General features: G+C 52.8%; 11 protein-coding genes. All 11 read left to right on the top strand.

From position 1 onward, the window contains the following. Positions 1–329: 329 nt before the first annotated feature. Complete coding sequence (locus SNR34_RS02725; RefSeq protein ID WP_486181068.1) at positions 330–1,628, top strand: ABC transporter substrate-binding protein; 1,299 nt, start codon at positions 330–332, stop codon at positions 1,626–1,628. A gap of 89 nt (positions 1,629–1,717) precedes the next feature. Further along, positions 1,718–2,338: a TetR/AcrR family transcriptional regulator gene (locus SNR34_RS02730; RefSeq protein ID WP_486181069.1), complete on the top strand. Its 621-nt coding sequence runs from the start codon at positions 1,718–1,720 to the stop codon at positions 2,336–2,338. 75 nt (positions 2,339–2,413) lie between these two features. Then, positions 2,414–4,381, top strand: coding sequence for an alpha/beta fold hydrolase (locus SNR34_RS02735; protein WP_486181070.1), 1,968 nt, complete (start codon positions 2,414–2,416; stop codon positions 4,379–4,381). 208 nt (positions 4,382–4,589) lie between these two features. Then, positions 4,590–5,540: a DUF1177 domain-containing protein gene (locus tag SNR34_RS02740; protein ID WP_339275857.1), complete on the top strand. Its 951-nt coding sequence runs from the start codon at positions 4,590–4,592 to the stop codon at positions 5,538–5,540. Positions 5,541–5,605: 65 nt separating this feature from the next. Beyond that, the gene (locus SNR34_RS02745; RefSeq protein ID WP_486181071.1) at positions 5,606–6,274 is read left to right on the top strand and encodes an AroM family protein; all 669 of its coding nucleotides are present in this window, start codon (positions 5,606–5,608) and stop codon (positions 6,272–6,274) included. A 32-nt stretch (positions 6,275–6,306) separates the two neighbouring features. Then, positions 6,307–7,254, top strand: coding sequence for an aminopeptidase (locus SNR34_RS02750; RefSeq protein WP_236417531.1), 948 nt, complete (start codon positions 6,307–6,309; stop codon positions 7,252–7,254). A gap of 232 nt (positions 7,255–7,486) precedes the next feature. Beyond that, entirely contained in the window at positions 7,487–8,137 is a 651-nt protein-coding gene (locus SNR34_RS02755; RefSeq protein WP_343262493.1) for an aspartate/glutamate racemase family protein, read from the top strand. A 371-nt stretch (positions 8,138–8,508) separates the two neighbouring features. Further along, positions 8,509–10,050 (top strand): PucR family transcriptional regulator, encoded by a 1,542-nt coding sequence (locus SNR34_RS02760; RefSeq protein WP_236417529.1) that lies wholly within the window; start codon positions 8,509–8,511, stop codon positions 10,048–10,050. Positions 10,051–10,359: 309 nt separating this feature from the next. Then, on the top strand, positions 10,360–11,370 hold the full coding sequence (locus tag SNR34_RS02765; RefSeq protein WP_236417527.1) for an ABC transporter permease: 1,011 nt from the start codon (positions 10,360–10,362) through the stop codon (positions 11,368–11,370). Between the two features lie 27 nt (positions 11,371–11,397). Continuing rightward, positions 11,398–12,300 (top strand): ABC transporter permease, encoded by a 903-nt coding sequence (locus SNR34_RS02770; RefSeq protein WP_236417525.1) that lies wholly within the window; start codon positions 11,398–11,400, stop codon positions 12,298–12,300. Positions 12,301–12,828: 528 nt separating this feature from the next. Further along, entirely contained in the window at positions 12,829–14,412 is a 1,584-nt protein-coding gene (locus SNR34_RS02775) for an ABC transporter substrate-binding protein (protein WP_486181072.1), read from the top strand. The last annotated feature ends 61 nt before the right edge of the window (positions 14,413–14,473 follow it).

The raw sequence follows: 14,473 nt of genomic DNA on the forward strand, positions 1-14,473 counted from the left end.
GGTATCAAAGGCGACCGCTGCGCTTCTCCAGTGCATTCAGCTCCCTCCGCTTTCGACTCGCACGGAAAGAAGCAAAGAGGGACCGTGCTGTGAGGAGAAGGAGCGCGGTCCCGGAAAAAACAGATCAAGGTAGGTGCGAGTGCGGTCGCTCCGGGAGCAGCTGCACTTCCAATCGCTGTTGCTCCCCGGTGGCCTGAATGAGTAGGGCAAGGAAGCCACCGGGTATCAAAGGCGACCGCTGCGCTTCTCCAGTGCATCCAGCTCCCTCCGCGTTCGACTCGCACGGAAAGAAGCTACCCGTCCAAAATCATTCAAGGGAGAGAATGCTCATGAAAAAAATGACGAAGTTAGCGCTGCTCATGATGGTTGCTTTTGCGGTGGTACTCGCCGGTTGCGGCAATGGCGACAAAAGCGGAAGCCCTACTAGCAATCCGGGCAGCGGAGAAACGCCTGCTGCGCCAGGGGACAAGGTCATCAAAATCTTTCAATACAAGGTCGAAATTGCGGAAGCGCTCAACCGTCTCAAAGCGGAATACGAAGCTTCCCATCCAGGCATCAAGCTGGACATTCAAACCGTCGGCGGCGGCAGCGATTACGGCGCGGCACTGAAGGCGAAGTTTGCGGCTGGCGAACAACCCGACATTTTCAACGTGGGCGGTTATCGTGAGCTGGATACGTGGCTTGAATATCTGGAGGACTTGTCCGGCGAGTCTTGGGCCAAGGATGCGCTTGAGGTAGCCAAGGAGCCGATGACCAAAGACGGCAAGCTGTATGGCCAGCCGCTGGCATTGGAAGGGTATGGTTTCATTTATAACAAGGACCTGTTCGCGAAAGCAGGCATCACTGAGATTCCAACGACGCTGGAAGCGCTGGAGCAAGCTGCACAGAAGCTGCAGGATGCAGGCATTACGCCGTTCTCTAACGGATATCAGGAGTGGTGGGTGCTGGGCAACCATAACGTCAATGTGGCTTTTGCCAATCAAACCGATCCGGTTAAATTCATTCAAGGTCTGAACGACGGCACCGAGAAAATCCCGGGCAACCAGGTGTTTGCCGATTGGATGAACATGCTCGATCTTACGCTCAAATACAGCAACAAAAACCCGCTGACTACCGACTACAATACTCAAGTAACCTTGTTCGCAACCGGTGAAGCGGCGATGATGCAGCAAGGGAACTGGACGCAGGTGCAGATTGACGGCATCAATCCCGACCTGAACCTTGGCATCCTGCCGATGCCGATCACCAATGAACCGAATGATAAACTGTTCGTCGGCGTGCCAAACTTCTGGGTTGTGAACAAGAACTCCCAAGTGAAGGCGGAAGCGAAAGAGTTTCTGGAATGGCTCGTTACGTCGGATGTCGGTAAAAAATATATGACGGAGGAATTCAAATTCATCCCGGCCTTCAGCTCCATCCAGGCGTCCGAAGAGGAGCTGGGCGATCTGGCAGCCGAGATCATGAAGTACAGCCAGGAAAACAAAACGCTGAGCTGGAACTTCAACCGCTTCCCTGAAGGCGTGCCGCAGGAATTCGGAAGCACGATTCAGGCCTACGTTGCGGGCAAATCGGATAAAAACGCCTTGCTCGAAGCACTGCAGCAGAACTGGGACAGCCTTAAAAAGTAACTTGTGATACGTCATGAAACGTCCATTTGAATCAGCCGGGAGTCATATCCCGGTTGATTTTCTATTTATAGTACTGTATAGTTCTAAATATGAAAAATGATCACACAACCACTCGGTCGAAAAAAGGGACCGGCTCCAACCCGAACAATCGGGCGAAGGCCATCGAGGTGGCCTCACAACTGTTTCTGAGCCAGGGATACAGCTATGTCAGCATGGATGAAGTCGTAAAGGCCAGCGGCGTATCGAAGTCCAACATTTATTATCATTTCAAAAACAAGGAGGAACTGCTGCTCGCCGTCGTGCAATTTTGGATTGCGCGTTACGAAACGGACGTGTACTTGCTGCTCAGCCAACGTGAGCGTTCCGTGGAGGAACGCGTAACTATGTTTATTGCATCCCTTTCCTCCGGCATGGAGCAGCGGGATTACGCATGGGGTTGTCCGTTCGTCACGCTGTATATGCAGACGCCGCCGGACGCGCCGGAAGTGAAAGAGACGATATCGCGTTTTTTGCGCGAGCTTCAGCCGTTGGTGGAAAAGCTGTTGCGACAAGGAATTGAGCAGGGGGAGTTCCGGGCCAATATCGATCCGCAATCTGCGGCTTCCTTGTTCGTTACTGCACTGGAGGGCTCGCTTGTGCTGGCGGAAACTTCGCGGGACGTTTCCATCCTGGAACGGTCTGCGCGCACATTTTGCCAAATGCTTCGGTAATCGAAGCACTTTTTTTTACACATGATTAGTACTGTCTAGTACTAATTAACACTATGCATTGATGGAGGTACAATAATGATTACTGCAAATATAGATAAGGAAAGTGCGGGTAATACAACCATTTTCATGACAGGCAGCACGGGATTCATCGGCAAAGAAGTGGTAAAACAGTTCATGAACGGCACGGCGAATCTGTTACTGTTGGTTCGTTCCGAATCGAGAGCAAGAAAAGCGATGCGGAATCACGGGATCGGAGTGGACGAGAGAATCCGATTCGTTGAAGGCGACCTGTCCCGGCCGGGTCTTGGGCTTAATGGCGAAGACAGGAAGCGGGTTATGGAAGCCGACGTCATCATTCATTCGGGCGGCACGATGGACGTTACCTTGGAACGGAAGGAGGCTGAACGTATTTTCATGAACGGGGCCAAGGAGATCGCGGTGCTGGCGGAGGATATTCATAAGGCGCGGGGACTGCGGCATTTTATTCATGTTGTAGGTTACATGAGTCCCTACGGAGATGACGATAATTCGTCGTTACCGACTAATCGAAAGAAGCGGGCAGCGGACAATCCGGGGAAATGGAAAAGATGGCTCAATACCATGCTTCACACCGAGAGTGCCTACGAGCATATGAAATTTGAAGCGGACCGCTACATTCGCGAGCATGCGAAGCGATGTTCCTATCCTCTATCGGTGGTCAACCCGAGCACGGTCGTGGGGCCTTTTCCGACAGGAATCACAGAGCAGCTCGGGGGATTCGGCCTGCTCGTCCAAGCGACGAGAAACCGGAAAATGCCCGTTGTCCCTGGAGGTTCGCATCATTGGCTGCCGCTGGTATCCAATGATGTAGTGGCTGCAGCGATTGTCTTTCTTGCTGGCGAGTCGGATCCGACGGGAGGAACATTTCCATTGTTGTCGCGTAAGGAGGTCGGCCCGGACATGAAAGATCTGATCGGCATGTTAGCGTCTGAACTGGACGTGTCCACCCCTCGCGGAGTCGTCCCGCTGCCGTTCATCCACGTTCTGATGAAAGCGGGCGGAAGTCGAATTAGCGGCATACCACCGGAATCTCTAGCGTTCATCACGACGCGTGAGTTCGAGGTTGAGCAGACGGAACGGCTTTTTGCATGCATGGGCCGAGCAATGCCTGATATTTCGGCAATGCTTCCCGATGTCGTGGCTGATTTGGATTATCGGATAAGCTATCCCTCGAAAGAAACAAACCTGCCCACAGGCTGGACGCGAACGCGGAAAGGGGAATTGGCGGTGTTGTCTCATGAGGGGGAAGGGGACCCGTGGATTATCGTTCATGGCTTGATGAGCGATGCAGATGATATGCTGCCGTTGGGGCAGGAGATGTGGAGCCGAACGGGAAACCCGGTGTGGCTGATCGATCTGGCAGGGTTCGGCCGATCTGCGAGACGAAGGCAATCGTCGGAAACAAGCAATGCGTTCAGCAGGCAGGTGGCGGCTCTCCACCGCGTGCTAGCCGAAGTAAACGGGCCGATGACGCTGGTCGGCCATTCGGTTGGTGCGGCCATCGCCGCAGAAGCAATGCGGGAGAGCGGGCGCATGGATATCGGCCTGGCCTTGCTGCAGCCGGTCTGGGGAGCCCCGAAGGACAAGCTTCAGCGTTTTGCATCTAGATTGCCGCGCAGAATGTTACATCGTGAACTTTCCAGGATGAGCGCGCAGCGCATGATTCGTCAGTTGCAGCGGACGAATTCGGCAGATGCGGAACAGGCTGTGCTTGAAAGTTATGCCGCAAGAGCCGCGGCAGGGCTGAAATCTCCGCGGATTGCGGGAGCGAATGCGGACTTGCTGCAATGGATTTCAAGGCCTGATCGTGAAGTGGCGATCACGGCGGAGAAGGCGTACACAACGTTACTTGTCTGGGGATTAGAGGATACTGGATACGAGCCGCCTTCAGGCATTCATACCGATGTACAACGTGCCGATGTTCCTCACGGTCATCAGTTTCCCGTATTTCATGCAGCTAAAACGGCTACCTTACTGGTGGAATGGCAGGATGGGCGTCGATGAATTGAAACGTGTCGCCATTGAACCAAGTGTGAGTATTTGTGACACAATAGGGTAGAACTAATTTAGGTTAAGCGCTATATTTTTGTTTTTTTATTCTTATCGCACAATAAACCAACGATCATTTTGGCAAAGCGGCACATTGTGACCGGCTTCTCGGCTGCGTTAGACTTGATCACAAGATATAACAGCTTAGAGAGGATGTGTAGCGATGCCACTTCAAAAAACATTGTTGGCACTTGAAGCGCTCGACAGCGCTTACGTTAACGGGGAGTCGGTGAAACAGCTGTTTGGCGCTTATCCACGCGTAACGGTCGACGTTATGACGGTGCAGGGAGAAAAGGGCAGCACCGACTTTGTGAAAGTGGTTGTACCTGGTAGCGAAGGTAAACGATCTGGCGGACAAGCTCCGACGATGGGCATTGTGGGCCGTCTCGGCGGAATCGGTGCGCGCCCAAGCCGCATCGGTCTTGTTTCCGACGCCGACGGAGCAGTAGCTGCTATTGCAGCGGCATTAAAGCTGGCGGATATGCAAACGAAGGGAGATACGCTGAAAGGCGACGTGATCGTCACGACGCACATTTGCCCGGATGCCCCGACATTGCCGCATGAGCCGGTTGATTTCATGGATTCCCCTGTGGATATCTTGCAAATGAACGAACACGAGGTTTTGCCGGAAATGGAAGCGATCCTGTCCATCGACACAACGAAGGGCAACCGCGTTATCAACCACAAAGGCATCGCCATTTCGCCGACGGTGAAAGAAGGGTACATTTTGCGCGTCAGCGAGGACTTGCTGCGCATTATGGAAATGACAACAGGACAACTTCCCGTGACATTCCCGGTGACGATGCAGGACATTACGCCTTATGGCAATGATCTGTACCATATCAACTCCATTTTGCAGCCGGCAGTAGCTACTCATGCTCCGGTTGTGGGCGTGGCTGTAACAGCCCAGTCGGCTGTGCCGGGTTGTGGAACCGGTGCGAGCCATGAGGTGGATATTGCCAGCGCCGTACGTTTTGCAGTTGAAACGGCCAAGGAGTTTACTGCTGGTATTTGTTCGTTTTATAACGAGTCGGAATATGATCGTATCCTCGGATTGTACGGGTCGATGAGAGTGCTTCAAACCGCAGGTGCGCAGACCACTCCGGCCGTTTGATAACATGAATTGTCCGGTCTGCGAATTTGGGAGACGGGTGAATTGTTTTCGAAGGAGTTGATGACATGAAGCAATTGGGCATGATCACTATTGGCCAAGCTCCGCGGACGGACGTCGCGCCCTTGATCGAAAAATATTTGGAAGGCAGAACGGAGCTCGTGCAATGCGGCGTGCTGGACGGTCTGACCGCGAAGCAAATTGCCGAGCTCGCCCCTGAACCCGGGGATTACGTGCTGACGTCCCGGTTAAAGGACGGCAGCGCTGCCGTGGTGGCTAGAGAGAAAATCCGGCCGCTTCTCGATGGAAAAATACGCGAACTGGAGACGCTCGGCATTCGAACAATCCTGTTGCTGTGCACAGGCTCCTTCCCTGGGTTGCACGCCAACCGCTCCCATCTGATCGAGCCGGACCGGATCATTCCCCCAGCGGTGCAGGCGCTGGCAGATGGCCGCAGGCTGGGATTGATTGGCCCGCTGCCCGAACAGGCGGGACAGCTGGATTTGAAGTTTTCCACCCTTGTTCAACCTGCCTTTGCTGCCGCTTCGCCGTACACGTCGGGCGAAGCGGAATTTCGCCAAGCTGTGGAAACGCTGAAGGGGAGAGTGGAACTGATCTTGCTTGACTGCATGGGATATGACGAACGCCATCGTGAATGGGTAAGTAAGGCAGCCGCAGGAATCCCGGTCATTTTGTCGAATGCTCTAATGGGCAAACTCGTCTCGGAGACCGTCTGAGCCGGTAGTTTGACATAGGAGGAGGCAATACAATGAATCAACAACAGATCGAAGTGAGTAAAAATGTACTGGTCCAGTGCCTGGGACTCCGTCCCGGAGAGACGCTGGCCGTTGTGGCTGATGACGCAAAGCGGGAGCTTGCGGAATCCATCTATGAAGCAGGCAAGGAACTCGGAGCAGAAGCGATGCTCCTGGTTATGAAGGAGCGCAGCAGATCCGGCGAGGAACCTCCGGCACCGATCGCCGAGGCGATGGCGCGTGCCGATGTGGCCGTGTGTGTAACGCGCCATTCGGTAACGCACACTCAGGCACGCAAAAATGCGGCGGCTGCCGGCACGCGGGTTGCAACCATGCCAGGTATGACGGAAGACATGTTCCTGAACGGGGCGATTACGGCGGAATATACCCAGGTCAAAGCGCTGACTGAAAGGGTAACGGACATGCTGACAGCGGGCAAAGAAGTCCGGATCGAAAAGGAGGGCAGATCCTTGTCGTTCTCGATTCATGGTCGGAATGGCGTGCCGAGCACAGGGATGTACCTGAATCCTGGAGAATCGGGCAATTTACCTTCGGGCGAAGCTTACATCGCGCCGGTTGAAGGCCAGGGAGAGGGACGGATCATTGTGGACGGTTCGATCGCGGGTATCGGAGCATTACCTGAACCGATTGAGTTGACCATCGAGGGAGGACGCTTGATCGCGGCAACAGGCGAGAACGGCGAAAAGCTGCTTTCCGTTTTGGGAGATGGCGACGGCCGTTATCTTGGTGAATTCGGAATTGGAACCAACAATAAAGCGAGAATTACCGGTGTTGTGCTGGAGGACGAAAAAGTATATGGCACCATTCATATTGCATTTGGCAGCAACAATACGTTTGGTGGAACCGTAGCTGCCGGCGTTCATATTGATGCCGTTGTGCAGAAGCCTGATGTATATATTGATGATGTCCTAATTATGCGTCAAGGGGAGTTGCAGTCTTAGGCTCGTGCTGGTGCTGGTGCAAGTTGGCGCATCAATTCGATCCAGCAAATCCAGGGATATCCACAACATGTCCAGGGATGTTGACAGCAATCGCGATTTACGTCAGCTTTACAAACAAGTACACAATATATACACAGGATATCCACAGTTATACACAGGCTGGTATAGGTTTATAAACAAGATACCGCTACTATATCCACAAGTTATGCACAAATTGGGGAGGAATATGTGAATGCTGGGTATCATTCGAGTAATTACGCTGCAAAATGATGAAGATATTCACAAACATGGGTCTTTGATCGAAGCGAAATATGGCCTTCCTGTGCTTAGCCGCTGTATTCCGGAGCAGTCTCTTGGCGTGTATGATGAGGAAACCGAAGCTGAGTCTGTTCCCAAGATCCTCAGTCTGGCGATCGAGCTCGAAAGGCTGGGGTGTTCGGCTATTGGCATTAGTTGCGCGGCTGACCCGGCACTTGCCGAGACTAGGAAAGTGGTTCGTATTCCTGTGTATGGTGCAGGGTCCTGCGCTGCACATCTTGCATTAACGTCTTCCAACCGGGTTGGTGTTCTGACCATTCTGGAAGAAGTACCAACACGTATCCGTTCTATTTTGGGAGATGCATACATTGGCATGGATCGCCCGGAAGGCGTCGTGACTACCGTGGATCTGAATACGCCTTCGGGAAAGCGTGCAGCTCTTGATGCAGGAATGCGCCTGCGCGAACGCGGGGCTGATTCGATCGTACTGGCATGCACAGGGTTCGCCACCATGGGCTTTGCCTCGATTGCTGAACAGGAATTGGGCATCAGGGTGCTTGATCCGATTCTGTCGCTGGGGGCGGCAGTTTCCGCATCGTGTTCGGATGCATCGGTACAGACATGAAGAGGTTTGGATGGAGATATCCACAATGGAACAAATATAGATCTAGGCTGATTTGGTTATGAGACAGCGTTGACCTACGGGGACTGATCCTCGTCCGTCAACGCTGTTTTTTAATGCTCTAAAGTGAGATGGCCTATTATTATTCCGAGTAAAAGTGTCGCACGGGAAAAATTATTTTCAATGTTTGATAATGCGTATAACAACGTGAAAATCATTATGATTTTCATTGAAACTGTGTTCTTATATTTCATATAACATATATTCCCTTTTTGTTTGCATCATGAGTCTGGTACACTTACATGAAAATTTGAGGTATAAGTAATAAAAGTTAACATCAAAAGGTGTCCATTCCGGATCAGGGGGCGATTGACTTGAGAACAACAGGGGTTACTTTGCGGGAATTACTCCACATATCGATTCTGGGGAAAGCAAAAATCATCAGCGGCAGTCAAGGATTGGATCGGGTTGTAAGGTTTGTGGACATTATGGAGGTGCCTGATTTAAAGGGATGGCTGAGAGAGGGTGTTCTGTTGCTGACGACGGCATATTCCATCCGGCATGATCCAGCTATCTTGGGCGAATTGGTTCATACGATGAACGAGGCAGGTGCCGCAGCGCTAGCCATCAAACCGGCCCGATTTCTTAAAGAAATCCCGGCAGAGGCCATAGAGGCAAGCAATGCGTGTGGTTTGCCCATCATCGAAATTCCGCCGGAAATTCCCTATATGGACATTACTCAACCTGTGATGGAGCTGGTTCTCGATCGGCAAGCGGCGCTGCTCCGGCGCTCGGAAGAAGTATACCGGACGCTGACCACAATGGTGCTGGAGAACAGCGGCATTCAAGCGGTTGGTGACAATATTGCTGACCTGCTGCAGGCCCCTGTTGAGGTGTTGGACAATGCCGGGCGGACGATCGTATCATCTCCTCCGGATCATGATTGGCAGAAATCGGACGAATCGCTGCTTGCTTGGGAAATTAACGTGGATCGGCGCCGAGTTGCTCGGTTGCTGGTGGACAAGCAGGCGCTGGATGACATGGAGCAAGTGGTGATCGAACAGGCGAGGCTTGTCCTGTCTCTGGAGTTGATGCGGAATAAGGTTGCCGAAGACACCGAACTGCGTCTCAGGGGTAATTTTATCGACGAGCTGATGACTCCGCCTATGCTGTCGAGGCATGAAGCGGAAACGAGAGGGCGCAAGTTGGGTATGAATCCCGGGCATATCTGGGAAGTGGCTGTCATCGAAGGAGAAGCGGAACCGGACGAGGAGTTATTGGCCACCCTGTTGGATCGCGAAGCGCGGCGACGGGGTGTTGCGCCGCATATCGAGTTTCGCTCGAACCGTGCCGTGTTGTTTCTGCCGACGCCTGAGTATATGCAGCATGGGCGCGATGAAGAGGGAGATGCGACCTGGAGCGAGACGATTACAAGCTGGATGGAAGACACTTCCCACCGGCTCGGGACTTTCCGGGCAGGGATCGGGAGCAGGGTGTATCTATGGAACATGCATCAAAGTTATGGCGAAGCACGAAATGCATTAAGGGTCTCGGAGAAACTATGCACGTCCACTACAACGCGGTTTGAAGACGTCGAGGCGTATCATCTGCTTGGCGAAACGACGGCATCGGCCCCCGGTTATGAGGCGTTATTCGAGCGAAAGTTGGGCAAGTTGCGTCAATATGATGAGGAACATGGCGGCGACATGCTCCGCACCTTGTTCTACTATTTGGAGAGTCGCGGCAGTCTGATGGAGACGGCAAGCAGGCTCTACATCCATCGGAATTCGGTCAAATATCGGTTGGAACGCATCAGGGACATTGTCGGATTTGACCTGAATCACCCTCGTGAGCAATTCGTGTGCCACCTGTGTCTCGTATACCACTATCTCCGGCAAGGACAGGAGGAACTGTGAACAACCTGTAACTGGATGATATGGAAAATGTATATGTAGAACGAGGCTGCCTGTGAAAAGGGTGCAAGATGGTCATTAGATTCATTGGTGTTATTAAATGTGACATAAAGCGATGATATTAGTGCACAGCCGACAAACGGTTGTGCATTTTTTTAGCTGAATTGGACGTAGTTCAACCCTCTGAATCTATGTAAAATAAGCACAATTACTAAAGAAGAGACGATAATGGCGGGAATCTTGACATGACATTGTCTGCTCGACACAACATGACAGCAAAGTGAGGACAACAGAGGTAAAGGGGTTGATCGATTGTTAGCTTATACGGTCCGAAGGTTGCTGCAGATGATCCCGGCACTGCTGGGCATCGTAGTCATTACGTTTATTCTGTCCAGGGTGCTGCCCGGGGACCCCGCGCTCGTGATGGCCGGGGAACAAGCGACCGATGACGTCATTAACCGGATTCGGCAAGACATGGGGCTGGACCAACCGTTATTCGTACAGTTTTTTACGTATGTATGGCAGCTGCTTCAGGGCGATCTGGGCTTCGCCTATCACACGGGCCATACGGTAGCGAGCGATTTCGCCTCGCGCTTCCCGGCAACGATTGAGCTGACGCTGGCCAGCATCGTGATCGCCATTTGCGTCGCCATTCCGGTGGGCATTATAGCGGCTACGAAAAAGGAATCCTTCATCGATCACATTTCCAGAGTATTTTCGTTGATTGGTGCTTGTGTACCGATTTTTTGGCTGGGTCTGCTGTTCATCTACATTTTCTACTCGATTCTCGGTTGGGCACCTGCACCGATGGGCCGCATCAGCGGCGACCTGAATCCGCCGACCCATATTACCGGGATGTACGTACTGGATAGCCTGCTCAGTGGTGACATCGTTGCATTGAAAAGCAGTTTGGCCCATTTGTTGCTTCCGGCGATTTGCCTGAGCACGGGCACGATGGCCATCGTGGCCCGCATGACCCGTTCAAGCATGCTGGAAGTCGTCGGGCAGGATTACGTACGGACTGCGAGAGCAAAGGGGCTCAGCGAGGCTTCCGTCGTGGGCAGGCACTCCTTGATCAATGCCCTGATTCCGACGTTGACGGTGCTTGGCCTTCAATTTGGCGGATTGATGGGCGGAGCGGTCATTACAGAAACGATTTTTTCCTGGCCCGGGCTAGGCGGTTACGTCACAGACTCGATTCTGGCTGCGGATTACGCGCCGATTCAAGCTTTTACACTCGTCAGTGCGATCCTGTTCTGTTGCATCAATCTGATCGTTGATCTGGTCTACGGCCTGATTGATCCGCGAATTCGTTATGAATAAAGATGCCGTGAAAGGAGGATACCCGCTGTGAATACTGCTGCGCCAACAACACTGGGAAGTTCAAAGCCGGTACAAGAAGCCGCTGCCAAACCCAAAACCTTTCTGCGGCTGCTGCTGCGCAATCGGCTTGCGGTCGTAGGCCTGACCTTTATCGTCATGTGGACGGTGATTGCGGCTGTCGCCCCTTGGATCGCGCCATATGATCCTTACGCAACAAACACTGCGGTTAAGCTGCAGTCCCCTTCCGGCGAGCATTGGTTCGGAACGGACAATTACGGCCGCGATATTCTGAGCCGCGTGCTCCATGGAGCACGCATCAGCATATGGACGGGCCTGATCGCCGTCGGCATTTCGTTTCTGATCGGCGTTCCGCTCGGCGGAATCGCTGCCTACTATGGCGGTCGGATGGGGAACATCATTATGCGGCTGATGGATGTACTGCTGGCGTTCCCCTCCTTGGTCCTGTCGATGGCGATTGCAGCATCCATGGGTAACGGTTTGACCAGCGCAATGATCGCCGTCGGCGTTGTCGGCATTCCCGAGTTCGCCAGACTGATGTATGGGCAGACGGTATCGCTGCGCGAGAAGGAATACGTCGAAGCCAGCCGGGCCATCGGGGTGAAGGATCGGACGATCCTGTTCCGCCACATTTTGCCCAACGCGCTTGCACCCTTGCTTGTGCAGGCCACACTCGGGATGGGTTTCGCGATTTTGACCGCATCAAGCCTCAGTTTCCTGGGGCTCGGCGTCAAGCCGCCAACGGCCGAGTGGGGCGCGATGATCTCGGAAGGCCGCGAATACATTATTTCCGGTCAATGGTGGCTGGTGACTTTCCCGGGTCTCTCCATTGCAACTTCGATTTTAGGCTTCAATTTGCTGGGAGACGGATTTAGGGATGTATTGGACCCAAGGTTGCGTTCGGGCAGATAGAGGGGATTTATCGCGGGTTCGCAACATGCTGCTTGCTTGGACCTGCTTGAAGTCCCTGAACCTTGCTCGTTGAATATGAATTTCAAGACGTGGATTGTACCGGTTGATATGCATGTTGGAGACTTGCGCTTGGAAGTGGTGATATGAAGAAGGAAGCTGCTCGTCCGACTCATCATCCTTCAAAGTCCATCATTGATCTTATGCCACTAGCGCATTGAAGCAGATACATCCCCTCTCTTCCCTATCCTAGGGTGTGCTGTTTCATTGGGGGAGTGACAATAATCAAACGAGAGTCTTCGAGGCATACATCCGGAACCACGACTGGGGCTCTGCGAGGATGGAGCGGGGAGGTGTATAACCTCTTACTCTATTTAAGCACCGCAACAACGCTTCACAGTTTTAAACATAAAGGCGTAGAGAGAATTCAACCTGCTGTAATGCAGCCAGGATTGGGATGCGGGCGTGACCCGCGAATCCGGCCTGGCTGCAGTCCAATCAAGAGATGGTCCAAATGGGGAGGAAACAGACATGAACAAACGCAAATGGTTTTCTGCAATGATTGCCCTTACCGTCGTGCTCAGCGGCTGTGCCAGCAATGCGAACCAGCAACCGGCAGCAACGGGCACGGGAGAGACAACAAAACCCGCACCAACCTTGACAGTGGCTTATTCAGAGGGCGGAACAACGATGGATCCGGCAGAAGCCAACGATTTAACCTCGGATACGCTCGTACTCGCTACTTATGATCAGTTGGTCACTTACGGGGTGAAAACGGTCGATGGCGGAGAAGTGGCCGATACCGAGAACATCCAGCCGATGTTGGCGGAGAGCTGGGACGTGTCTGACGACAACGCGACGTACACATTCAAGCTCAAAAGCGGCGTGACGTTCCAAAGCGGAAATCCGGTGAACGCGGATGCGGTCGTATATTCATTTGAACGGGTGAAAAATTCAAGCTCGGGCAGCTTTCTGTACGGCATGGCCGATATCAAAAGCGTGACCAAGATCGACGATTCGACCGTCGAAATCGCGCTGAACAAGCCAAACCACATGTTTACCCAAATCATTGCCATGTACACCTTCTCCATCGTGGACCAAAAGCTGGTCGAGGAGAAAGGTGATGAATATCTCAAGACCAATGCGGCCGGTTCCGGACCATTCTCCCTCGAAAAGTGGGATCCGGCGAGCGAGGCCGTATTCCAAGCCAACAACGATTACTGGCAGGGAGCGCCTCAACTGGGCAAAGTCACGCTGAAATTCACGAAAGAAGCGTCCAACCGGGTGCTGCTGCTGAACAAGGGCGACGTGGATATGGCGATTGAAATTCCTCCCAAAGACGTAACGGCCTTGCAGGAAAACAGCGATCTAACGATTGCCTCCAATGCGAGTAACCGAATTCTGTTCTTTGCAATGAATAACAATGTAAAGCCGTTCGACAACGAAAAGGTGCGGCAGGCCATCTCATACGCCATTCCTTATGACCAACTGATCAATGACGTCATGTATGGACAAGCCAAAACGATGAAGAGTGCGGTGGCGAGCAATACGCCGGGATACACGGATACGGGTTACGTCTACGAATACAATCTCGACAAAGCCAAACAATTGCTGGCCGAAGCCGGATATGCAGACGGATTCAGTTTTGACTTCACGCTGGGCTCGGGCTTTGACGATTGGGAATACGACGCCGTATTGATTCAGGCCGAGCTTGCCAAAATCGGCGTCACGATGAACATCAACAAGGTGGCGCGTGCGCAGTTCCTTGAACAGCAAAAAGAAGGCAACCTGGTATCTTATATTTCCAAATGGACCTCCTTTGTCAATGATCCTGGTTACCATCTCGGCTTCCTGCTCTATGGCGAAGGTTCCTCCAACTATATTCACTACAACAATGCGGAAGTGAACAAGCTGTGGGAGGAAGCCGGTGCCGAGCCGGATGCGGATAAACGTAACGAACTGTATGGAAAGGCGCAGGAAATCATTACAACGGAAGCGCCTTGGGCGTACTTGTACGAGTACAATCGCGTCGTGGGCATGAACAACAAGATCAGCGGCTACGTGTATTACCCGGATGAAGTGCTGCGCTTCTATCCGCTTAGCAAAGGCGAATAAGAAGGCAGCGAAAGCGGACGGGAGACAGGCGGACAGCCTGTCTTCCGACCATTTGCCGCAT

This window comes from Paenibacillus sp. XP01, from assembly GCF_057364885.1.